This window comes from Pantoea sp. C1E2, from assembly GCF_056491465.1.
The window spans coordinates 640,894-662,234 of record NZ_JBSZHT010000004.1; the positions used below are offsets into that span (position 1 = coordinate 640,894).

General features: G+C 54.4%; 19 protein-coding genes and 1 pseudogene. 9 read left to right on the forward strand and 11 right to left on the reverse strand.

Annotation, left to right across the window (positions count from 1 at the left end; genetic code table 11):
- Nucleotides 1–3: 3 nt before the first annotated feature.
- Nucleotides 4–918 carry a LysR substrate-binding domain-containing protein gene (locus ACXI0A_RS24565; RefSeq protein WP_476146452.1) on the forward strand — a complete coding sequence of 305 codons (915 nt, stop codon included), beginning with the start codon at nucleotides 4–6 and terminating at the stop codon, nucleotides 916–918.
- Here the strand turns inward: ACXI0A_RS24565 and ACXI0A_RS24570 are convergent.
- Nucleotides 903–1,793 (reverse strand): NAD-dependent epimerase/dehydratase family protein, encoded by an 891-nt coding sequence (locus ACXI0A_RS24570; protein WP_476146450.1) that lies wholly within the window; start codon nucleotides 1,791–1,793, stop codon nucleotides 903–905. The two genes, ACXI0A_RS24565 and ACXI0A_RS24570, sit on opposite strands and share 16 nt — an antisense overlap.
- 103 nt (nucleotides 1,794–1,896) lie before the next feature.
- Between ACXI0A_RS24570 and ACXI0A_RS24575 the strand changes: the two genes are divergently transcribed.
- Nucleotides 1,897–2,721 carry an MmyB family transcriptional regulator gene (locus ACXI0A_RS24575; RefSeq protein WP_476146449.1) on the forward strand — a complete coding sequence of 275 codons (825 nt, stop codon included), beginning with the start codon at nucleotides 1,897–1,899 and terminating at the stop codon, nucleotides 2,719–2,721.
- Here ACXI0A_RS24575 and ACXI0A_RS24580 read toward each other — a convergent pair.
- Entirely contained in the window at nucleotides 2,663–3,094 is a 432-nt protein-coding gene (locus ACXI0A_RS24580) for a winged helix-turn-helix transcriptional regulator (RefSeq protein WP_476146447.1), read from the reverse strand. The genes ACXI0A_RS24575 and ACXI0A_RS24580 overlap by 59 nt on opposite strands.
- Nucleotides 3,095–3,204: 110 nt before the next feature.
- On the opposite strand from ACXI0A_RS24580, the pseudogene ACXI0A_RS24585 reads away from it, so the two are divergent.
- Nucleotides 3,205–4,255 (forward strand): annotated as a pseudogene (locus tag ACXI0A_RS24585) (NAD(P)-dependent alcohol dehydrogenase).
- Nucleotides 4,256–4,295: 40 nt separating this feature from the next.
- Here the strand turns inward: ACXI0A_RS24585 and ACXI0A_RS24590 are convergent.
- Together ACXI0A_RS24590 and ACXI0A_RS24595 are read right to left on the reverse strand one after the other, a co-directional pair.
- A complete protein-coding gene (locus ACXI0A_RS24590) occupies nucleotides 4,296–5,213 on the reverse strand; it encodes a formyltransferase family protein (RefSeq protein WP_476146443.1) in 918 nt (305 codons plus the stop codon).
- Between the two features lie 195 nt (nucleotides 5,214–5,408).
- Complete coding sequence (locus ACXI0A_RS24595; protein ID WP_476146441.1) at nucleotides 5,409–5,849, reverse strand: ester cyclase; 441 nt, start codon at nucleotides 5,847–5,849, stop codon at nucleotides 5,409–5,411.
- A gap of 112 nt (nucleotides 5,850–5,961) precedes the next feature.
- Here ACXI0A_RS24595 and ACXI0A_RS24600 point away from each other — a divergent pair, with 112 nt between their 5' ends.
- The 3 genes from ACXI0A_RS24600 to ACXI0A_RS24610 all read left to right on the forward strand — a co-directional run bounded on the left by ACXI0A_RS24600 (nucleotide 5,962) and on the right by ACXI0A_RS24610 (nucleotide 9,619).
- Complete coding sequence (locus ACXI0A_RS24600) at nucleotides 5,962–6,873, forward strand: LysR substrate-binding domain-containing protein (RefSeq protein WP_476146439.1); 912 nt, start codon at nucleotides 5,962–5,964, stop codon at nucleotides 6,871–6,873.
- Nucleotides 6,874–7,001: 128 nt separating this feature from the next.
- Nucleotides 7,002–7,643: an aspartate/glutamate racemase family protein gene (locus ACXI0A_RS24605; RefSeq protein WP_476146437.1), complete on the forward strand. Its 642-nt coding sequence runs from the start codon at nucleotides 7,002–7,004 to the stop codon at nucleotides 7,641–7,643.
- A gap of 137 nt (nucleotides 7,644–7,780) precedes the next feature.
- Entirely contained in the window at nucleotides 7,781–9,619 is a 1,839-nt protein-coding gene (locus ACXI0A_RS24610) for a methyl-accepting chemotaxis protein (RefSeq protein ID WP_476146435.1), read from the forward strand.
- 42 nt (nucleotides 9,620–9,661) lie between these two features.
- On the opposite strand, the gene ACXI0A_RS24615 is transcribed toward ACXI0A_RS24610, so the two are convergent.
- Nucleotides 9,662–11,029, reverse strand: a complete 1,368-nt coding sequence (locus ACXI0A_RS24615; protein ID WP_476146433.1) for a PTS transporter subunit EIIC — start codon at nucleotides 11,027–11,029, stop codon at nucleotides 9,662–9,664.
- 270 nt (nucleotides 11,030–11,299) lie between these two features.
- Here ACXI0A_RS24615 and ACXI0A_RS24620 point away from each other — a divergent pair, with 270 nt between their 5' ends.
- On the forward strand, nucleotides 11,300–12,499 hold the full coding sequence (locus tag ACXI0A_RS24620; RefSeq protein WP_476146431.1) for an enolase C-terminal domain-like protein: 1,200 nt from the start codon (nucleotides 11,300–11,302) through the stop codon (nucleotides 12,497–12,499).
- Here ACXI0A_RS24620 and ACXI0A_RS24625 read toward each other — a convergent pair.
- The 3 genes from ACXI0A_RS24625 to ACXI0A_RS24635 all read right to left on the reverse strand — a co-directional run bounded on the left by ACXI0A_RS24625 (nucleotide 12,496) and on the right by ACXI0A_RS24635 (nucleotide 15,950).
- On the reverse strand, nucleotides 12,496–13,209 hold the full coding sequence (locus ACXI0A_RS24625) for a UTRA domain-containing protein (protein ID WP_476146429.1): 714 nt from the start codon (nucleotides 13,207–13,209) through the stop codon (nucleotides 12,496–12,498). The two genes, ACXI0A_RS24620 and ACXI0A_RS24625, sit on opposite strands and share 4 nt — an antisense overlap.
- A 2-nt stretch (nucleotides 13,210–13,211) precedes the next feature.
- Entirely contained in the window at nucleotides 13,212–14,474 is a 1,263-nt protein-coding gene (locus ACXI0A_RS24630) for an MFS transporter (RefSeq protein ID WP_476146428.1), read from the reverse strand.
- Between the two features lie 141 nt (nucleotides 14,475–14,615).
- Complete coding sequence (locus ACXI0A_RS24635) at nucleotides 14,616–15,950, reverse strand: aminotransferase class I/II-fold pyridoxal phosphate-dependent enzyme (protein ID WP_476147141.1); 1,335 nt, start codon at nucleotides 15,948–15,950, stop codon at nucleotides 14,616–14,618.
- A 97-nt stretch (nucleotides 15,951–16,047) separates the two neighbouring features.
- Here ACXI0A_RS24635 and ACXI0A_RS24640 point away from each other — a divergent pair, with 97 nt between their 5' ends.
- Both ACXI0A_RS24640 and ACXI0A_RS24645 read left to right on the forward strand, forming a co-directional pair.
- Complete coding sequence (locus tag ACXI0A_RS24640; protein WP_476146426.1) at nucleotides 16,048–16,947, forward strand: EamA family transporter; 900 nt, start codon at nucleotides 16,048–16,050, stop codon at nucleotides 16,945–16,947.
- 126 nt (nucleotides 16,948–17,073) lie between these two features.
- A complete protein-coding gene (locus tag ACXI0A_RS24645) occupies nucleotides 17,074–18,159 on the forward strand; it encodes a diguanylate cyclase (protein ID WP_476146424.1) in 1,086 nt (361 codons plus the stop codon).
- Here the strand turns inward: ACXI0A_RS24645 and ACXI0A_RS24650 are convergent, their stop codons facing one another.
- The 3 genes from ACXI0A_RS24650 to malF form a co-directional block, all read right to left on the reverse strand.
- Nucleotides 18,160–18,618 carry an OsmC family protein gene (locus ACXI0A_RS24650; RefSeq protein WP_476146422.1) on the reverse strand — a complete coding sequence of 153 codons (459 nt, stop codon included), beginning with the start codon at nucleotides 18,616–18,618 and terminating at the stop codon, nucleotides 18,160–18,162.
- Between the two features lie 252 nt (nucleotides 18,619–18,870).
- The gene (malG, locus tag ACXI0A_RS24655; protein WP_476146421.1) at nucleotides 18,871–19,761 is read right to left on the reverse strand and encodes a maltose ABC transporter permease MalG; all 891 of its coding nucleotides are present in this window, start codon (nucleotides 19,759–19,761) and stop codon (nucleotides 18,871–18,873) included.
- A gap of 9 nt (nucleotides 19,762–19,770) precedes the next feature.
- Nucleotides 19,771–21,291, reverse strand: a complete 1,521-nt coding sequence (gene malF / locus ACXI0A_RS24660; protein ID WP_476146420.1) for a maltose ABC transporter permease MalF — start codon at nucleotides 21,289–21,291, stop codon at nucleotides 19,771–19,773.
- Between the last annotated feature and the right edge of the window lie 50 nt (nucleotides 21,292–21,341).

The following is a 21,341-nucleotide window of genomic DNA, read 5'->3' on the forward strand; positions in this document are numbered from 1 at the left end:
TGGATGCGCAGCAAAATCGATTTAAATGTCTTGAGGGTATTCGTCACCGTTGCAGAGAAAGGCAGTTTTATTGGCGGCGCACGTGCTTTGAATATACCCGCATCAAATGTGAGTCGTCAGATTTCCCAGCTGGAAGAACGATTAGGGATGCGACTCATACAGCGAAGCACGCGTCAAATGAAGCTTACCGAGGCAGGGCAGTTGTTTTTTGACAGCATGCGACCACTGCTGGACTCGGTGAATGAGACGGAAGCCAGATTAAGCCACGCGCAAACTGAGCCTGAAGGCCTGCTTCGCGTGTGTTTGCCGAATGGAGTAGGACCGGTGATCTTCGGCAATCTTTTGGCTGACTTTGCACTGCGATATCCCAGAATTGAACTCCATTGCACTACCAGTCTGCTGGGAGCAGAGGCACTGTGGGATGATTGCGATGTTGTTATCGATATCAGTCGCGGCACGCGCGCCAGCAGTGATGTCATAGCCCGACCGCTGGCTTCATTGCCCTGCCATATTGTTGCGGCACCGACTTTACTTCGAAAATACGCCAGACCTACGCAAACAGAACAATTGCTGGCTCTGCCCTGTATCACCACCGTTAGTGCACTTCAGGGGCAAGCGTGGCAATTTCTAACCACTGGCAAAGGATTTCGACACATCAATGTGCTGAGTCCTTTCCGTGTCGACAGTGGTGAGATGGCAATGCAAGCTGCACTGAAAGGCATCGGGTTTGCCATCCTTTCAGCGCAGGCTTGTGAGCCTTATATTCGTAGTGGGCAGTTAGAAGTGATTGAGCTTGAACTCGCTCCCGCACCCCTTGAGATTGCGCTGCTCTATCAGGAACGTAGTTTTCTTCCCGCAAGAAGCCGCGTGTTTATTGATTTCCTGCAAGAGGCGGTGCGGAATCAACGAGAAAAATAACCCGCCTCGCGCATATCCTGCAGCAACCCCGGCCCGGTGGGCTGCCAGTTGAATGTCTGGCGCGTCCATTCACTGGAAGCGGGGTTATCGATTGAAGCAAAGAACGCCATCCAGCCCAGCCACTCTTTCGCCTCTTCCAGCGTCAAACTTTTCACCGGCAGCGATAAACCTGCGCCAATGGTTTCGGCGATCTGACGAAATGCGATGCCTTCCTCCTGAATCGCATGAAGAATCGTCCCGGCTTCGGCGTGCTCGGCGGCGAGGCAGAACAACTCAGCCGCATCATCACGATGCACCGCTGGCCAACGATTCGCGCCATCCCCGATATACACCGCCGCGCCTTTCTCTTTCACCATATTGATGATCATCGGCACGAAACCGTGATCCCCTGCGCCGTGCACCGTTGGCGGCAGGCGCACCAGCGAGATGCACACCCCTTTATCCGCCAGCGCGAGAGCGGCGATGTTGGAATCAGAGCGAGGATGTCCGCCGGAAACCGGTTGAGTCTGCTCAACCGCGAGACGCCCTGGCGACACCAACGCGGTGCCGGTGGTCACCACTAATGGACGATTGGATCCGGCCAGCACTTCACCCATCGCCAGAATCGCCTGCTGATCGATAGCCGCTGCGTGATCCATGCGGCTGAAATCATGGATATAGCCTGCATGGATCACACCGTCACTCTGTTCAACGGCGCTGCGCAGGCTGGCGATATCTTCTAAATCGCCGCGAATCACCTGCACACCTTGCTGGTGCAGTTTCTCAGCCGACGCGTCACTGCGCGCCAGTCCAAGCACATCCACTCCGCGTGCCTGCAGTTTTTTTACGATGGCGGAACCGATAAAGCCGCTCGCGCCGGTCACAAAAAGTCGCATATTCGTACTCCCATCTCTGGCTGTTGAAGCACTATGATAAAAGTCTGCGGCGCGGCGAAAAGTCGTGAGCTTATACAGGTATATGCACTAACAGGATAACGCCATGATCTTGCAAGACGACAATCTCCTCGGTAACTACCTGCGCGAACGCCGTCAGCGGCTGGATGCCGGCAAACTGGGTTATCCCTTGTTGCGCCGTCGCACCCCCGGATTACGCCGGGAAGAGGTGGCGGTGCGCGCCTGCGTCAGCACAACCTGGTACACTTGGTTAGAGCAGGGCCGAGGCGGAGCACCTTCCGAAGAGGTGCTGGAACGATTATCTAAAGCGCTGGAATTAACTGCCGCCGAGCGCGATCACTTGTTTCTGCTGGCGCAAAATCGGTTGCCGGGCGTCACCTGGCAGGCGGGCGTGGATGTTTCCCCCTCGTTGCAACGCGTCCTCGACAGCATGACGCACACGCCTGCACTGGTGAAAACTGCCGAGTGGCAGGTGGTGGCGTGGAATCACGCAGCAACCAGGGTGTTTGTGGATTACGCCGAGCTGCCGCCGGAACAGCGCAACATTCTGCTGATGATGTTCAGCAACGAAGAGATGAAAAAGCGTCTGCCGGATTGGCATCAGGTCACGCGCGGTATGGTGGCAAATTTCCGTGCCGACGTGGCGCGCACCGGTGCCAGCGAGCATGTGCGCGCGCTGGTGGAAGAACTCAGCGCGATGAGTGAAACCTTCCGACAGCTGTGGCAATCGCAAGAGGTGAGTCAGCATGGCGAAGGGATAAAGCAACTGTGGCTGCCAGACGAAGGTGTGCTGGAGTTGGAATACAGCACCTTCGCCGTTGAGGGTAAGCCCGGTTTGAGTCTGGTGGTGTTTAACCCACGCTTGCCGAGGGATCGGGAGACGGTGGCGCGTCTGATGGCGCGTCCGTAGCCGCTTGTAAGTGAGCTTCCATCGCATCCAACGCTGCCTGATTATCCAATCCCCACTGGTACATCTGCTCAATCGGCGCTGCGAAGGTCTGTCCCAGCGGTGTTAAGCGGTAATCCACTTTGGGCGGGATAACGTCATAGACGTGGCGGGCAATCAGTCCGCGCTGCTCCAGCTCTTTCAGTGTCTGAAACAGCATTTTCTTCGAAATACCCTGCAAACTGCGCTGCAGTTCCCCGGTGCGCGCACGCTGTCCCGGCCAGTGATAAAGCGCATGCAGCACCATGCTGTTCCATTTCTGCGAGAACAGGTCCATCAAGCGACGCGGCGGTGAATCCGCATAAAAAACCAGTTTACCGTCAACCCAGGCTGGCATCAGTCTCGCTCCTTTATGGTCACCAAATAGTGACTACTATCATTTTTGCACCACGTTGACTATAGTCTGCCGCCTTCAACTCAATAACGCCAGCACCTTGCGGAGGCACCATGAAAATCAACGCATTAGTCGCACACGACGCGGCAAAACCTTTAGTCTCCAGCCAGATCGCGCTGCGTCCACTGCAACCGCAGGACGTTAAAATCGATATCCTCTATTGCGGCGTCTGCCACTCCGATCTGCATATGGCGCGTAACGAATGGGCGGTGAGCCGCTACCCTCTGGTGCCGGGCCATGAAATTGTCGGTCGCGTGCGTGAAACCGGTGCGGCGGTCACAAACTTCAAGATTGGCGATGTGGTAGGTGTTGGCGTGATGGTCGATTCCTGTCGCGAATGCCATTTCTGCCAGCAGCAGGAAGAGCAGTACTGCGAAGCCGGATTTACCGCCACCTACAACGGGATTGATAAACACACCGGCGACAGTACCTGGGGCGGATACGCGCAGAATGTGGTAGTCGATCAGCATTTTGTGGTGTCAGTGCCACAGAACCTGCCGCTGGCGGGGGTCGCGCCACTGCTGTGTGCAGGCGTCACCGTCTGGTCGCCGCTGCGTCACTTCAAGGTGCAGGCAGGTGACAAAGTTGGCGTGGTCGGTTTAGGTGGCTTAGGCCATATGGCGGTGAAACTGGCTAGCGCGATGGGTGCGGAAGTCACGCTGTTTACCACCTCACCAGAAAAAGGTGCCGATGCACGCCGTCTTTGGGGCCAGCCGAGTGGTGGTTTCGCGCGATGCCGATCAGATGGCGGCGGCGCAAACCTCTCTCGACTTCATTATCGACTGCGTTTCCGCGCCCCACGATCTCGATCCTTACCTCGCGACCTTAAAAACCAATGGCCGTTTGGTGCTGGTGGGCATTCCAGAACAACCGCATCAGGCACCTGACGTCACCCCGATGGTCTTCCGTCGCTTGAGCATCAGTGGCTCATCCATCGGCAGCATCAAAGAGACGCAGGAGATGCTGGATTTCTGCGGAGAGCACAACATCACGGCAGATATCGAATTGATTGCCGGTGAAGCGGTTGAAGATGCCTTTGCGCGCATGCTGAAAGGCGATGTGAAGTATCGCTTTGTGATTGATATGGCAGCGACTCGCTGGTGATAAAAGTTGGCGATTTCAGCCTGAAATCGCCAGCTCAAAATTACTTCAGCTGCATTCCCACGTTCAGCGAGAAGTGCTGCATCAGCTGCGCCGCACTGAAATTGTCGTGATGAGATAATCCCGCCGCGACAATTTCCAGCACATTTTCGCCACAGGCGATATAAAGCGGATCGATGGAAATAATGCTGCCCGGTGCGTGCTGATGCGGCTGGGTAATTACGCGGCTTTTCCACACGGTAAAACGCTGCTCTCCCATCAGGCTATACGCACCTGGCCACGGATAAGCGACGCCGCGAATCAGAGCATGAATCTCATCGGCAGATTGATGCCAGTGAATCTGCCCATCCTCAGGCTTTCGTTGCCCCGGTTCGCTGGCGAGACTTTCATCCTGCGCACGCTCAATCAAACTACCCGCCCGCAGAGCGCGTAGCCAGCCTGGCAATTGTTCGCGCGTGGTGCGCACCAGTTTGCGATGGAGAGACAGCGCTTCATCTTCATCGGTGATAACGACACGGCTCTGCGCCAGTATCGGGCCACCGTCTGGGACATCATTGATGCGATGCAGCGTCACCCCGGTTTCACGCTCATTACGGATAATCACCCAGTTAAGATGCGCCCGTCCGCGATAGGTGGGCAGCAGCGAAGCGTGCACGTTGAATGCGCCTTTTTTGGCAGTGGCAATCAATGCGGGGGAGAGGGCTTGTCGATAGGACAGCGTGAGAATCGCATCGGGTTGCAGCGAGGTGACTTTGGCAATCCATTCTGGCGTGTTGATATCGTCCGGGCAAAACACCGGGATCTTCAGCTGCAGCGCCATGGCTTCAACCGAGTCAAAAAAACTGTTTTCCTGATGTGCACCTGCGTGAGTGAAGACGCACACCACCTCGAATCCCACTTCCTGCAAGCTCTCCAGCGCCGCACATCCCATCTCGTGATACGCACATAACACGACTTTCATTGTTCCGCCTGTGAATACTGTTAACGACTGATGCCAAGCATAGCAGCGGAAGATTATGCCTGGCTTAAACCGCGCAGATGATCACAGTTCAATCGTCGGATGTTTGTTGTTGTCCCCAACTCTCCGCTGCATCATTAGTGACTAACGAGGCAGCGAATTTCCGCGATTATCTATTCACTAACTGAAATGCTTGTTTTACGGAGCTGGAAACTGCCCAATCTGCTGGAATAGCGCCATCCAGTCTTCCATGTGCCAGGTGGTCGTGACGCGTTCGCCGTTCAGCAAGTGAAACTCATGCAGGCGAACGTTAATGCGGCGACCGGTTGGCGCGATACCCAAAAATTCACCCTGATGTGTTCCGGTGATTTCAGCACGCACCGCCGCTTTGCCCGGTTCCTGCAGCATGTCGTGCACGATGATGTTGATGTCCGGAAAAGCGGCGATAAAACTTGCCAGCACCGGTTTAAACCCTTCTGGGCCGGGTCCTTGACCTGGAGCCAACGGAATATCATTCCAATCTGGCGTCACCGCCAGATCCAGCAGGTCTGGATTCTTATCACTAAACGCACGGTACAGATTTTCTACGGCCGCGCGTTCTATTTGCAGACGTTGGTCGAGTTGTTGTGTCACGGACATAGCGGAAACCTTCTTTAAATAAGTTAGCGGTGCATCTCACCGGCTTGTGCAGTATTCCCGAAGCTGCCACTATCAATCCAACAAATGATTGGTATAGAGCAATATACAAAATATGAATTTTGATGGTTTCGATCTTAACCTGCTGGTGGCCTTTAACGCCCTGATGATGGAGCGCAACGTGACGAAAGCAGCGGCGCTGGCGGGCGTAAGCCAACCCGCGATGAGTGCAGCGCTGGCTCGTTTGCGTCGCGTATTTGATGACCCATTGTTTATCCGCAGCGCGGAGGGATTGCTGCCAACGGCAAAGGCGCAGGAAATGGCGATCTCGGTGGCTGATGCGTTAGGGCAGGTGCGTCATTTAATGAAGCCGGCGGAGGACTTTGATCCCAATGACAAGCAGCGCAGCTTTACCCTGGGCCTCACCGAATACCCGCTGCACGTGCTGTTGCCCGCACTGACCAAAAAGCTGGCGGCGTTGGCACCCAATTGCACCATCCATGTGCGTTACTTTATCGATCGTGATGAGGTCGTTGCGCTGCTGGATGCGGGGAAAATTGATGTTGCTGTAGGCGTGCCGCCGTCCAAAGCCGAGAACCGTATTCTTTCGCAACCGCTACTGCGCGATGACTTTGTCACGCTGGTGGGAAGCGATCACCCCATCGCGCATCAAGAGATGAACCTGCGGGCATTTCTGTCAATGCCACATATCCTCGTCTCCCCGGAAGGCAACCGATATGGGCTGGTGGATCAAAAACTGCGGGAGCAGGGATTGGCGCGCAACATCAGCCTGACTTTGCCTACCATGTTTACCGTACCTGATTTGCTGCCCGGCACGGATTATGTGGCGACGGTGCTGAGCCGCGTGGCGACGACATCGGGCCATCAAGATCGGTTCGTGATGTGTAAACCGCCAATAGAATTACCTTCGATCCCCTTTGATTTGCTCTGGCACCGCAGGACGCAGGACAGTGCAGCACACCGTTGGTTACGCGGGGTGATGAGCGACGCAGGAAGCTTGCTGTAGTTAAAAGACTTATGAATGACGGCAGGCAACAGTTGTCTCCACGGTTCAAACCTGCCAATTTACTGTGCACAATTAAAACAGCATTGCTTGAGCAAACACCTTCAACTTCACACCAGGAGTGACACCTCATGTTAGGCATCATCCGCGTATTAACCCATCCAGATCAGCACTTTGTCGAAGAGCATGGCCGACTGATTCATCAGGAATATGGCATTAACGCCATTAGCCGGGCGATTCCCGATCAGCACAAAGGCATTTTCGATGATGCCAGTGAAGCACTGGCGGTGCCAAAGATCGTGGTGCTTGGCCAGCAACTGGAAACTGACGGTTGCAATGCCTTGTTCCTGAGTTGCGCGGCCGATCCGGGCCTGGCGGCACTGCGTGATGCGGTATCGATTCCGGTGATCAGCGCCGGTTCGGCATCGGCAAGTATTGCGCGCATGTTGAAGCGTCCTGTGGCCGTGATGGGCATTGGCGCGGTGGCACCGGCACCTTTCCGCCAGCTGCTGGGTGAATCAGTGCGTTATGCGCGTCCGGAAGGGGTGCTGAACACCACGGACTTGCTAACTGCCGAAGGTCGCGCCGCCGCCCTGGCCTGCGCCGATAGTCTCTATCGCGAGGGCATCGAAGTGATCGCCTTCTCCTGCACCGGTTTCTCCACCATCGCGCTTGGCGACAGCATTCGCCAGCAACTCGGCAAAATCTCGGTGGATGCGGTGAGTGCGGCAGGCCTGTTTATCAGCCAGTTAGCCCCGCAATCCGCGCGATAACCTGCTCGCGCCGCTGCCCGGCGGCGCATAACATCCTGTAATCGCTTTTTTGTGATCTCCGCGATAAACAAATCCCGCTTCGCTCCGATAACTCCCTTACCAGAATTTACAAAAACAACATTCGCAGGAGAGGGAACATGGGGCTGGTATCCCGTTTACGTAATGTACGCATCACCCGAAAATTGTCAGCAGGATTTGGCATTGTGTTGCTATTGGTGGCGTTAGCCACTGGAATTAGCGTGCAGCGCTTCAATGCGATTCACGATATTTACCAGAAAACCAATCTGATTTACGACATCAACATTGAGGTGTTCCAGGCCAAAATTAACCGCCTCAAATATCTCTATGGTGATGATAAATCGGGCAAAGTGATGGCTGATTACGTGGCGCATGCCCAACAGCTCAATCGCGAAGCCAAACAACTCTCCTGGACAGACAATGCCCGCGCGCTGGTGGATGAACTGGATACCCATCTCGCCAGCTTCCAGAACAGCATTCGCGCGATGACGCAAGCCACGCAGCAGCTGAATAGCCAGCGTGCACAGCTCGATTCCCTGAGTCAGCAGGATATGACATCGCGCTACACGCAGTTGATCCGCACACCGGTGACCAATCCTGAGTTGACCAACCAGATTTACGAACTGTTATTTGCTATCAGCAACGTGCGTGAAGAAGCCTGGGCGCTGCGCTTCAATGTCACTGATACTCTGCGCAATACCTTGCAAACCCATTTCCAGCAGGCCGATCAGGGCATGAAAGCCTTGTTGGCTCAGTTGCCACCGGAGCAGCAGGGCGGTTTCAACGCGCTGTGGCAGGACACGGAACGTTTCAAAGATCTCAGCCTGCAAGCTGCCGATAGCTACGGTCAGCTGCGCGCGTCAGAAGACACGGTAAAAGTGGCGGGTGATAAGAGCAGCGCGGCGATCAAAAAGATCATTACTATCGTTAAAACGCGCAATGATGAACTGGCGAACGGTTCAGCTACGCTGTCGTTGCTGATCGGTGGGCTGGCCATTCTGTTTGGCGTGCTGGTGGCGTGGTACATCATCCGTCAGATTACGCGCCCGGTGTTCCACAACCTTGAGCTGGCGGAGCGCATTGCCAGCGGCGATTTAAGCTCGCAGTTCGCCACCGATCGACACGATGAGCTCGGTAAGCTGACGTCGGCGATGGGGCGGATGAACGATCGTTTGCGCAGCATGATTGGGGATGTGTTGAGTAGCGTCAGCAGCGTGTCGCAAGCCGCCAGCGAGATTAACCAGGGCAACCTGGATTTGTCATCCCGCACTGAACAGCAGGCAGCGGCGGTGGTGGAAACGGCTGCCAGCATGGAGCAGCTCACGGCCACCGTTAAAAACAACGCCGCAAATGCCCGACAGGCGAGCAAGATCGCCGCAGAAGCTTCGCATAATGCCAACCAGGGCGGCAAAGCGGTACGCGATGTAGTGAGCACCATGGGCGATATCTCGGACAGCTCGAAGAAAATTGCGGATATCACTGCCGTCATTAACAGCATTGCCTTCCAGACCAACATTCTGGCACTGAACGCTGCCGTTGAAGCCGCCCGTGCCGGTGAGCAAGGCCGCGGTTTTGCGGTCGTCGCCAGCGAAGTGCGCAATCTGGCACAACGCAGCGCAGGTGCAGCAAAAGATATCGAACAGTTGATCAGTGAGTCGGTGAGCCGCATCAGCAATGGTCATCAGCAGGTGGCGCGTGCCGGTGAAACTATGGATCAAATCCTCGGCAGCATTGCCCGCGTGAATGAGATCATGGAGGAGATTTCTGCTGCTTCCGATGAGCAAAGCCGGGGTATTGAGCAAATTGCTCGCGCGGTAGGTGAACTCGATACCACTACCCAGCAAAACGCCACACTGGTCAGTGCATCCTCGCACTCGGCAAACTCGCTGGAAGAGCAGGCGATGATGCTGGAGAGATTAGTGTCGCAGTTCCGCTTGCAGGGCGTTCGACAAGCCTAAATGTTCAAGAGGCACGCCTAACCGGTGTGCCTCTTCGTGACGTCACATCTCCGGCTGACGCCTGACCAGTAACAGCGTCAGACTAAACGACAATGTTAACGAGATAAGCACGCCGCTAATGGCATAGGGGAACCAGGGGCCAATGTACGCCGGCAAGCTAAAAATGCTGGAAAGAATGTAGCCAAACAACCTCACGCCAAAGAATGCGATGAATGCTGAAGCGATGCTGCTGGCGATGGTCGCGGCCACAAAAGCGCGTTTCTCGCGCGTCAACACACCAAACAGTGCCGGTTCGGTAATCCCCAGCAAAGCAGAAATCGCCGCAGACAGCGTGACGGTGCGATCCTCGCGATGACGGTTCTGGAACCAGATAGCAAAGGTCGCCCCTGCAATAGCCATGTTAGCCATACACATCATCGGCATCAGCATGTCATAGCCATGCTCACTGAAGTTTTGCAACGCAATCGGCGTCATGGCGTGGTGCATTCCGGTCAGGATAGCCACCGGACGAATAGCGCCGACAATCAATCCCGCCAGCACCGATGAGGTGTCAAAGAGTCCCTGAATGCACCATGCCAATCCTTTCCCTAACCAGATCCCCGCCGGACCAATTACCACCAACGCCACGAGGGCAGTGATAAACAGTGTCAGGGTTGGAGTGAAGACGGTTTTCAGTACCTGCGGCATGATGCGGTCAACGGCGCGATGGATATAACTGAGCGCCAGCACGGAGAAAATCACCGGTATGACGCTCGATGCGTAGTTAAACACCGAGACCGGTAAAACACCGGCAAACCAGTAAGCCTGTACGGCGCCGGGAGCACCACTTGCCAGCTGTTTTGCCGCATCAATTAAACTGGGGTACATCAAACAGGCCACGACCGCTGCCGCTAAATATTCATTCGTCTTAAACATCTTTGCGGCGGAGATGGCGAGAAAAAAGGGCAGAAACCAGAACACCCCGCTGGCAATCAAGTCGATCACGATCACCGTATCGCTTTTCGCCGATAGCAACTGCATGGCAATGAAACCGGCCAGCAAGCCTTTAATCATCCCGGCACCGGCGATGGCTGGCACGATGGGACCAAACACGCCAGAGACGGTATCCATAAAGAGCGAGATAAGCCCTTTTTGCGCCTTGGCCGGTTGCTCACGCTGAGGCGTAGCAGCCACATCACCATTGATTTGCTGAAACCAGTGATTCACCTGCGGGCCGATGATGACCTGAAACTGCTCGCTTTGCAGCTGAGCACCCAGCACACCAGGCAACTGAGTAATCACTTGTTGATTGATCTTCGCATCATCCACTAAATCAAAACGCAGGCGGGTCATGCAGTGCCAAACTTTATTGATATTATCTCGACCGCCAACAGCCTGTATCAGCGTATCAATTATGGTTGGATTACTCATTTTCCCGCTCCTTCTCGGCCCTGATATGGGCAAGGTCATTGCGGTGAAAGTCTACGGGAAGGCGTCCGACATAAACAAACCAATAAAAAGTGATGCTACTCACAGAATCAACTCACATGAGGGGTTGTTGCCCAATAAGCGTTAAATTGGTCTGTTTTTATTGTCATTTACCGCCTGCATTCAGACCAAAATAAAGTGCTGGAAAAGAGGGCAGAAGCGCGGAAATAATGGTCACTGAACTCGCTATTCAGTCAGCCGTCAGGAGCGACCATGACACCCACCGTGATCACCAACGTAGAATGCTTTATCACCCGCCCAGACCGTCACAACTTAGTGTTGGTTAAAGTCACCACAGACAAGAATATTGTGGGTTATGGCTGCGCCACTTTTCAGCAGCGCCCGCTGGCGGTGAAAACTATGGTGGATGAGTATCTCAAACCGCTATTGATGGGGCGCGATGGTAACCATATCGAAGATCTCTGGCAGATGATGCAGGTCAACGCTTACTGGCGAAATGGTCCGGTGATGAATAACGCCATTGCGGGCGTCGATATGGCTCTTTGGGATATCAAAGCGCAACTGGCGAATATGCCGCTCTATCAACTTTTCGGCGGTAAATCTAAGGATGCTATTCCCGTCTACAGTCATGCAGCGGGCGAGAGCATGGATGAACTGTTCCCGCAGGTGGATGCGCTGCTGGAACAGGGATATCGCTATATTCGCTGCCAACTGGGTTTTTATGGCGGCACGCCACAAGATCTGCATCAAACGCGTGAACCCACGCCCGGCGCTTATTACGATCAAGATGAATATATGGCGAACACGGTCGCCATGTTTAAAGCGCTGCGGGAGAAGTATGGGCAGCGTTTTCACATCCTGCATGATGTGCACGAGCGGCTGTTTCCGCAGCAGGCGATCCAACTGGCGAAAGCGCTGGAACCCTATCAGCCGTGGTTTTTGGAAGATATTGTGTCACCGCAACAGAGTGGCTGGTTAGCGCAAATTCGTACTCACAGCAGCGTGCCGCTGGCGCTGGGTGAGTTATTTAACAATCCCGCTGAATGGCATGACCTGATTGTTAATCGACAAATCGATTTTATCCGCTGCCATGTGTCACAAATAGGTGGCATTACCCCTGCGCTTAAGCTGGCAGTACTGTGTCAGGCATTTGGTGTGCGTCTGGCGTGGCATGGGCCGCCAGACATGACGCCAGTGGGCGTTGCCGTCAATACGCATCTCAACATCCATCTTCATAATGCGGCGATTCAGGAATTTATTCCGCCGCAAGAAAACACGTTGGCGGTGTTCCCGAATGCCTTACATGCTGAGGGCGGTTACATGTACCCCGTTAATCGTCCAGGCATTGGCATTCAGGTCGATGAAGCGGCGCTGGCACAATTTCCCGTCGTCTATCGCGCGCACGAGTGGACTCAGAGTCGGCTGCCCAATGGCGCCATCCACACGCCTTAATCTCCACTGCGAAAGCGCAGATTATCGGCGTTGAACGGCGTGACGTAGGTGCATTCGTAGTGGATATCGATCACTTCGCTCTGCACCCACACTTCGCCTCCCGCTAAGATTCCGCGATTGGTTATTTTCATTGCAGCGGTGCCTCGCTTACAACCGAGTTGTGCCGCCTGCTCTTTATCCACGTTCACCGCCTGATAGTGCGTCAGGAAGTGCGAAGGGATGTAACCTTTCGCGATGACATAGCGTTGCAGAGAACTTTCAATTACACGTTGGTTAAGGTCGGGAAAACGCGCCAGGGGTAAGCATGAGGTCTCAATTTGCGTACAGCGCTCCTCGACATAACGCAGTCGGCAGAAATACCACAGCCACGCATTGCCATCGATGCCAAATACCTGTTGCTGCTCTTTATCAGGTAATCGCTTGTGCAGGCTAAGCAGTTGGTAGCGCATTTGATCAAAACGCTTTTCAGTAATCGAGTTGTAAACCAGCGGATTGCTTCGGGCATTTTCGCTGATGTAAATCCCTGAACCCTGCACAATACGAACGATGCCAATACTCACCAGTTTCTTGAGCGCCTCGCGGATGGTATAGCGAGACACGCCATACTCCTCTGCCAACTCGCGCTCCGCTGGCAATTTCTGCAAAGGTACGCTGGCAGTCTGGTAGATCTTGCTCAGCAGATCCTGCGTGATAAATTCCCTTTTCTTCATGGTTATAACGGCCTGCGGTGATCGTCTTTATTCAATGTCCACAGCGCGACAAAGCTCACCAGCGCCGTACCCATCACATACCATGCCGGAATATCCGCATTGCCCGTCTGTTTCATCAAACCGGTAATAATCAGCCCCGCGCAACCAGAAAACAGCGCATTCGACAGCGAATAAGCTAATCCGAGCCCGGTGTAGCGCACGCGCGTCGGGAACATTTCCGCCAGCATCGCGGGCCCCGGACCTGCAAGCATGCCGACCAATGCCCCGGCCACAAACACCACCGCCGCCTTGATCAGCAAGCCGTTTTGTGGGTCCTGCAATACTTTCAGCAGCGGGAAGGCCAGCACCAGCAATAAAAACGTCGCCAGTAACATTACGGCGCGCCTTCCCACGCGATCGCTCAGAATACCGGCAGGCAGGATAGTGGCCGCGAAACCGAGATTAGAAATCACCGCAATCAGCAGCGCCTGATTGAAGCCGGTATGCAGCGCAGCCTGCAGATACGTCGGCATAATCACCAGATAGGTATAACCCGCCGCGGACCACACCATCAGTCGTCCGATACCCAGCACAATGGCACGCGCAGTGGCGCCGACCGACGCGCTTTCTGCCTCGGTGGCTTGCGCAAACTGTGGAGACTCTTCTAAGCCTGAACGCAGCCAAAGTGCGATGGCGCCTAGCGGCAGTGCAAGCAGGAAAGGAATGCGCCAGCCCCAGTCACTCATCGCGGCGTCTCCGATGATCAACGGCAAAACCGCCACCACGGCCACGCCCGCCAGTAATCCAAACGCCACGGTCAGAGACTGCCATGCTCCGTAAAAGCCGCGTTTGCCAGGCGGCGCAAACTCCGTCATCAGCGAAACTGCGCCGCCGTATTCTCCGCCCGCAAACAAGCCTTGCAGGATGCGTAACGCGGTAATCAGCAGCGGTGCGGCAACCCCAATGGAGGCATAAACCGGCACCAGACCGATCGCAGCGGTCGCGAGCGTCATCAATATCAACACAGCGATCAGCACCGGTTTGCGTCCATAACGATCGCCCAGCCTGCCGAACACCACCGCGCCTAAAGGTCGGAAAAAGAAGGCCACGGCGAATGCCGCATAAGTCAGAATCAGACTGGTGAGGGCACTTTCTCCCTCCAGCTGGAAGAAGTTTTTAGCCATTAGCGTGGCCATAAAACCGTAAACGGCAAATTCATACCACTCAATAAAATTGCCAACCGATCCGGCGATGAGCACGCGCTTGTGTGCCGCAGAAAGAGACATGATGTTTTCCTATAAGCAGGGGGCAGTGAACATCCTGCGGGCAAGCCGCTGGTGTGACAACCGCTGGTGCTAATCGGCTGCTAAAAATCGCTGTGGGTTCAAAGTTCTCACTGATTGAGTGGCTGAAAACCACGATTCGTCTTACAAACCTTCTTCGTAATCAATCGCTTCCTTTACTTTTATCAGTGCCGATTGCAAATCATGCAGGCTTACAGAACCCAGCGCCAGTCGGATAGCCTGCGGCACGGTCGTCGAGGTACTAAAAGGCTCTGCGGTTGATACGGAAATTCGATGCTGCAGCAAGCGCTTCACCACGCGCTCCGCCCGAGCCTCATCGGGTAACACAATCCAGATAAAATAGGCATTCGGATGGCCATAGCAGGTAAAAACCTGCAAGATTTTTCGCGCCAGGGTTTGACGTTGTCCGGCATCTCTTCGCTTCTCTTCCTCAAGTTGTGCGACGTATCCCTCTCGCAACCAGTCGCAGACGATGGAAGTCATTAATGCGGGCGTGTTCCAGCTTGTGGCGCGAATCGCGCGTTCCAGTGCATCGCGGTGATCTGCGGGGCACACTACTGCACCGACTCGTAAACCCGTTGCCACGTTCTTAGAAAATCCGGTGACATATATCGTCCGTTCAGGGGCGTAATATGCCAGGGGGGCTGGCGCTGCCTGATCCAGGTAAGCGTAAGCCGCATCTTCAATGATCAGTAAATTGTATTTTCGGGCGATTGCGCTGATGTTTTTTCTTTGATCGCTACTGAGCACCCAGCCCATCGGGTTATGCAGTGTAGGCATGGTGTAAACAGCGCGAACCCGCCTGCTTTGGCAAAGTGTTTCCAAAGCCGCAAGATCAGGGCCAGCAGGGGTGATCGGGATAGGCGCCAACTCCAGATGGTAAAGGCTGGCCAACACTTTGAAGCCTGGATAAGTCAGTGCGTCCACCGCGACAACGTCACCCGGTCTCAATAATCCCATCACGGTTATTGCTAAACCGTGTTGCGCGCCGTTGACCATCAGAACGTTTTCGGCTTGCGACAAAAGTCCCATATTGTTCAGGTAAGAGACAACCGCTTCACGATCGTTGAGACGTCCGGCATAGGGTTGATAACGTAATAGCGATTCGATGTCACCGCGTGTTGCAAGTTGTCGCAGTGCACTGCGCAGACGGTCAGCCTGCTCTGGCAGGGAAGGGGTGTTGAAATTCAGATCCAGCACATCCGGCGCCACTCGTTGTTGATCAACGCCCAATCCCGGGGGAAGCAAAATTTCCCTGACAAAGGTTCCCCGACCGGTTTCTCCTCTCACCAATCCCATGGATTCCAACTCACTATAGATACGTGTTGCGGTGGCTAAAGAGATAGCTCGCTCGCTGGCCAGTGCTCTGTGCGTGGGCAATCGTGTCCCTGCGGGCAAATGGCCGAGCTGTATCGCGCTGGCTAATTCATCAACGATGATTTTGTAGCGAGCCTTCATCCAATGTATCCATGACAATTTTTTGATTGTCTTTAATGCTGTCATTTACGCTTTGCAGCGTCAACGGTGGGTAAGTGAATGAATCAAGGTGGCGTTTATGGCAAGAAGCAGTAATACAAGGGTGTGTCACGCTAGCAATGCTGGATTACAAGGATGGATGAGTGGATTCATCGGGATGATTATTTTTAGTGGGTCGTTACCGGCTACGCGCGTGGCGGTACAAAGTTTTGACCCCTTTTTCCTGACTTTTATGCGCGCTTCAATTGCAGGAATGTTAGCGGTCCTGCTCATCTTAGTTCTTCGACAGCGCAGACCTGCATTCGGGCAGCTTTTTTCATTGCTGATTGTCGCGTTGGGTGTCGTGATAGGTTTTCCTTTGCTCACTGCACTGGCGTTACAACATGTCAGCTCAGCACATTCCATCGTTTTTATTGGATTGCTTCCAATGTCTACCGCACTTTTTGCTGTGATTCGCGGAGGCGAGCGACCGCGAAAAGCATTCTGGTTATTTTCAACTCTCGGCTGTCTATTAGTGATGGGGTTTGCGTTGGTGCACAGCGCAGCGGCATCACTGACCGGTGATCTCTTGATGTTCGCTGCAACATTAGTTTGCGGTCTGGGTTACGCGGAAGGGGCGATGCTTTCTCGTCGCCTGGGCGGCTGGCAGGTTATATGCTGGTCACTGATACTTTCACTGCCTGCTATGTTGCTGGCAACCATGATGACTGCACCCGGCAGTTTCCAGTCGGTTCAGGCGTCTGCGTGGTGGGGATTGGGTTATGTATCGCTGTTCAGCATGCTGATTGGTTTTATCTTTTGGTATAAAGGGCTGGCAACAGGGGGGATCGCCAGCGTAGGACAACTGCAGCTTTTACAGCCTTTCTTTGGCCTCATCTTCTCAGCCTGGTTACTTCATGAATCCGTTAATCCATCGATGCTGGTAGTGACGGCAGCCGTTGTAGGTTGTTTGGTCGCTGCACGTAAATTTGGGCGATAGCTTTACACAATCCTAACGATCCTTGTGCAGTTGTTAAGCGCAAGGTAAATATTCTTAAAATAAACCGCTCCGCTCGCGGTTTTTCCCGTTAAACTGCTTTTCTTGTCGATCAGACTTTTCCAGTGAATGAATTATTACTCACCTGATGATAGCCATCTGAAGCGGCGTTCGCAGCGCTTCGTACGTCGTATGTTTATCATGCGCCAGCTTGGCACAATTTTATGTTTCTTCCCGATTCTCTCGGTATTGATGGAGATGGATCGCGGTGTGGCGTTCAGCGCCCTGTTATTTACCAATGCGTTTGTCTGGCCGTGGGTTGCTTATCGCCGGGCATTGCGTGCAGAGGATTCAACCGGTACTGAACGCAATAACTTAACGCTAGACGCGGCATTTGGTGGGATTTGGGTGGCGCTGATGGCGCTCAGCCCTTTGCCGTCATTTATCATTATGGCGGTGCTGGCCTCGGATCGTTACGCAGCAGGGGGCGCAGCGCAGTTGATCGCGGCCATGCAGGCTTTCCTTTGTGCTTTTGTGATGGTCTGGCTGGTAGATGGGGCGGGGGTCCATCTCGCATTCAGTGCGCAAACCGTCTGGCTGACGTTACCGCTGGCAACCTGCTACATGCTGGTGTTGAGCGTGACGTCTTACAATCTCACCTGGCAACTGCGTAAACGAAACCGCGAACTGGAACGCATTGCACTGATGGACCCTGGTCTGGAAATTCCCAACCGTCGGCTGTTTGAGCGTCGTCTGGAGAGTGAATTTCTCAGCACGCGTCGTGGTGAAAGTGCGGGCTATCTGTTGCTGATGGATCTCGATTACTTCAAGTCGGTGAACGATACCTGGGGCCATGAAGCCGGGGATTTTTTGCTGGCGGAGATTTCGGCGCTGTTACGCAATCACGTGGGCTTGCAGGATATTCCCGCGCGCTTCGGTGGCGATGAGCTGGGCGTTATCGTGCATCATGCGACCGATGAATCGGTGGTGGCACTGGCGAACCGACTCAAAGAAAAAATTGCTCAGGTGCGCCTGCCGGCGTCAGCGGAGTTTCACTGCTCGGTGAGTATTGGTATTGCCTCTGCATCCAATGCGGAATCATTACGTCACTGGTTGCGCCATGCGGACGAAGCGTTATACGAGGTGAAACGCGCCGGACGTAATGGCGTGCGACTGTGGGAACCGCCGCAACCACCGTTGGCCGGCGCCGCCTGATCAGGCAAACGTCGGTTCGCAGTTCACCGGGAAGTTGAGTGAATTTGCCACGTAACAGGCCTCATGTGCCTGATGATGTAACTCACGCGCGCGGTCCGCATCTGCCGGATCGCGCAGCGTAATGCGAGGTTTCAGTGTGATTTGCGTGAAACGACCCCGCGCCCCTTCCACCATGGTGCCTTCCGCCGCATCCTCATAATCTTCCACCACAATTCCCGCGTCCGCGCACAGGTGCAGATACCACAGTTTGTGGCAGGCTGAGGCCGATGCGAGCAGTAACTCTTCAGGATTCCAGCGCGTGGCATCGCCGCGAAATGCCGGATCGGCGCTCAAGGGCATTGTAGGTTTGCCGTCTGCCAGCATCTCACTGTTACGATCGTAAGCCGTGTAAGAAGAGGTTCCGGTACCGCGATTGCCGGTCCAGCGGACCGTGACGTGATAGTGGTGTTCCCGTGCCATAGCTGAAGTTCCTTTTATGGGTGATCGGCGTTTAATGTAAATGTTCAGCGTCAAACCAGGCAAGAACATTCCTCACCCTGTAATATTTCCCCTAACGATTTCTTTTAAACTAATGATTTTCATAACTTAAAACGAGATTTGGCGATGGCTGAGATCCAGTGCGCGGCGATAAAAATAGCGGCCCGAAGGCCGCCAAAAACCCTCAATAGCAGTGAATATTGAGGAAGCAGTGGCACTACTCTGATGAAGTCGTTATCCCTTGATGCCTCCGGCGGTTAGCCCGCTCACCAGCCAGCGCTGTGCCAGCAGGAACACCAGGGTAATGGGAATAGCAGAAAGCACAGCGGCGGCGGCAAAATCGCCCCACAGATAGTTTTGCGGATTGAGATACTGTTGCATGCCGACCGCAAGGGTGTAGCTGTTAACATCGCGCAGCAGCAGCGAAGCCACGGGCACCTCAGTGACGGCAGCGATAAACGCGAGGATAAATACCACCGCCAGAATTGGCACCGAAAGCGGCAGTAACACCAGCCGAAAGGCCTGCCACGGCGTTGCGCCATCTAGTGCTGCCGCCTCTTCCAGCGATCCATCGATCGTTTCGAAGTAGCCCTTAATTGTCCAGACGTGCAGCGCAATCCCGCCCAGATAGGCAAATATCACACCGCCGTGGGTATTTAATCCCAGGAAGGGCACATATTGCCCCAGCCGATCAAAGAGTGCATACAGCGCCACCAATGACAGCACGGCAGGGAACATCTGGAAAATCAGCATGCCTTTCAGCAGGCTGGCGCGTCCGGCGAAGCGCATGCGGGCGAACGCGTAAGCGCAGGTGGTGGAAAGCGCGACGATACCGAGCGCGCTAATGCCGGCAATTTTGACCGAGTTCCACAGCCACAACAGCACCGGGAAAGGCGGCGGAGTGACGCGACCATCCGCATGGGTCACGCTAAAGCCTAATGCCAGCTTCCAGTGCTCCCACGAAATGTTCTCAGGAATCAGGCTGCCGGTGGCAAAGTTGCCGGAACGCAGTGAAATGGCCAGCACTATTAAGAGCGGGAAGAGAATTGCCGCAACAAATGTCAGCAGCAGCAAGTGTGTCAGCAGCAGCCGCATTCGTTGTGATTTGGGTTGTACCATTGCCATAACGACTCCTTAGTCGAACTTCATACGCACGGCTTTCAAATTAATCACCGCCAACGCGCCCACCAACAGGAAGATCAGGGTGGCAATCGCCGCCGCCAGCCCGAAGTCCTGACCGCCACCGCCTTCAAAAGCGATACGCCACGTGTAGTTGACCAGCAAATCGGTATAACCCGCTGGCGTCGTCGTACCCAGACGATCGGGGCCACCGTTGGTGAGCAGTTGCACCAACACGAAGTTATTAAAGTTAAAAGCGAAGCTGGCGATCATCAGCGGCATCAGGGGTTTCAACAGCAGCGGCAGAGTGATCAGGAAGAAGTTTTGCAGCGGTCCTGCACCATCCATTGCCGAGGCTTCATACAAATCATCGGGAATCGCTTTGAGTAATCCCATGCACAAAATCATCATGTAGGGATAACCCAGCCAGGTATTCACTATCACCAGCATAGTGCGCGCCAGTGTGGGATCGCTAAACCAGGCGGGTTGCACACCAAACAGCGCACTGAGCATCACGTTGATTTCGCCAAAGCTTTGGTTGAACAGACCTTTAAAAATCAGGATGGAGATAAAGGCGGGCACCGCATATGGCAGAATCAGCATTACGCGATAAACCGCTTTGCCCTTCAGGGCTTCCCACTGCACCAGGCAAGCCAACACCATGCCCACGGCCACGGTCAGCACCACCGTGACCAGTGAGAACAGCAGGGTCCAGCCAAAAATGGCGAGGAAAGGTTTCTGGATGCCTTCGTCGGTAAATACGCGGATGAAGTTCTGCCAACCTGCATTAACGGTAAAACCCGGGCTAAGCCTCTCGCTGCCGAAGCTGCCGTCGGCATTTAACTGCTGATAAAAGCCTGTTTGTGCATTGGCGGCATACAGCACACCGGTTTGTTGGTTCTTCAACGCGCCATCATCCCCTAACTGGTAGAGCGGGCGCGTGCCGGAAAATTGCCGTAATGAACTCATCACCAACTCACGACCATCCGGTAGTTGTGCCGTAATCTGGCTCAGCGCTTGTCGGTGAGTCGTGATGATTTTGAGGGTGGCGCGGGTCGTTGCGGGTGAAGCTGCTGCGACCAATTTAAGTTGTTGCACACCGGCAAAGTTGAACGGTGCAGAAACATAGCTCTCACCGCTGTTGTTATCGCTAAGTACCAGCTGCCAACGGTCGTCGACAGGGTAGAGAGCGAAATTTAGCCCCGCACCATCCTGAAACTGGCGGCTCAACAACACCTGCTGCGCGCGTTCCTGCGAAAGTTGGTTGGTGCTGCTGTAATTGGTGAAAGCGATGGCGACGGTACACGCCAGCGGAAACAGGACAAACAGCGACATACCGGCTAAACCCGGATAAACATAGCGCCAGGCATACGCGCGTCGATTGGCGTAAATCCAAATCCCTATCGCGCTGACGATGAGCGTCACCAGCGCAAACAGGTACTCCCCTTGTGCATACATCAGCACCAAAAGGTAGCCGACCAGCAGACAACAGATCCCGACAAGAACGCTTTTCAGCAGCAGGCTGGATCGTTCCATTTTCGGTTTTCCTGACATGATTCGGTGTTCCTCAACAACCAGTGGTGAGC

Excerpts from the sequence above, each read along its gene's own strand:
- ACXI0A_RS24565 (WP_476146452.1), top strand. The coding sequence starts at position 4 with ATGCGCAGCAAAATCGATTTAAATGTCTTGAGGGTATTCGTCACCGTT.
- ACXI0A_RS24570 (WP_476146450.1), bottom strand. The coding sequence starts at position 1,793 with ATGCGACTTTTTGTGACCGGCGCGAGCGGCTTTATCGGTTCCGCCATC.
- ACXI0A_RS24575 (WP_476146449.1), top strand. The coding sequence starts at position 1,897 with ATGATCTTGCAAGACGACAATCTCCTCGGTAACTACCTGCGCGAACGC.
- ACXI0A_RS24580 (WP_476146447.1), bottom strand. The coding sequence starts at position 3,094 with ATGCCAGCCTGGGTTGACGGTAAACTGGTTTTTTATGCGGATTCACCG.
- ACXI0A_RS24590 (WP_476146443.1), bottom strand. The coding sequence starts at position 5,213 with ATGAAAGTCGTGTTATGTGCGTATCACGAGATGGGATGTGCGGCGCTG.
- ACXI0A_RS24595 (WP_476146441.1), bottom strand. The coding sequence starts at position 5,849 with ATGTCCGTGACACAACAACTCGACCAACGTCTGCAAATAGAACGCGCG.
- ACXI0A_RS24600 (WP_476146439.1), top strand. The coding sequence starts at position 5,962 with ATGAATTTTGATGGTTTCGATCTTAACCTGCTGGTGGCCTTTAACGCC.
- ACXI0A_RS24605 (WP_476146437.1), top strand. The coding sequence starts at position 7,002 with ATGTTAGGCATCATCCGCGTATTAACCCATCCAGATCAGCACTTTGTC.
- ACXI0A_RS24610 (WP_476146435.1), top strand. The coding sequence starts at position 7,781 with ATGGGGCTGGTATCCCGTTTACGTAATGTACGCATCACCCGAAAATTG.
- ACXI0A_RS24615 (WP_476146433.1), bottom strand. The coding sequence starts at position 11,029 with ATGAGTAATCCAACCATAATTGATACGCTGATACAGGCTGTTGGCGGT.
- ACXI0A_RS24620 (WP_476146431.1), top strand. The coding sequence starts at position 11,300 with ATGACACCCACCGTGATCACCAACGTAGAATGCTTTATCACCCGCCCA.
- ACXI0A_RS24625 (WP_476146429.1), bottom strand. The coding sequence starts at position 13,209 with ATGAAGAAAAGGGAATTTATCACGCAGGATCTGCTGAGCAAGATCTAC.
- ACXI0A_RS24630 (WP_476146428.1), bottom strand. The coding sequence starts at position 14,474 with ATGTCTCTTTCTGCGGCACACAAGCGCGTGCTCATCGCCGGATCGGTT.
- ACXI0A_RS24635 (WP_476147141.1), bottom strand. The coding sequence starts at position 15,950 with ATGAAGGCTCGCTACAAAATCATCGTTGATGAATTAGCCAGCGCGATA.
- ACXI0A_RS24640 (WP_476146426.1), top strand. The coding sequence starts at position 16,048 with ATGGCAAGAAGCAGTAATACAAGGGTGTGTCACGCTAGCAATGCTGGA.
- ACXI0A_RS24645 (WP_476146424.1), top strand. The coding sequence starts at position 17,074 with ATGAATTATTACTCACCTGATGATAGCCATCTGAAGCGGCGTTCGCAG.
- ACXI0A_RS24650 (WP_476146422.1), bottom strand. The coding sequence starts at position 18,618 with ATGGCACGGGAACACCACTATCACGTCACGGTCCGCTGGACCGGCAAT.
- malG (WP_476146421.1), bottom strand. The coding sequence starts at position 19,761 with ATGGCAATGGTACAACCCAAATCACAACGAATGCGGCTGCTGCTGACA.
- malF (WP_476146420.1), bottom strand. The coding sequence starts at position 21,291 with ATGGAACGATCCAGCCTGCTGCTGAAAAGCGTTCTTGTCGGGATCTGT.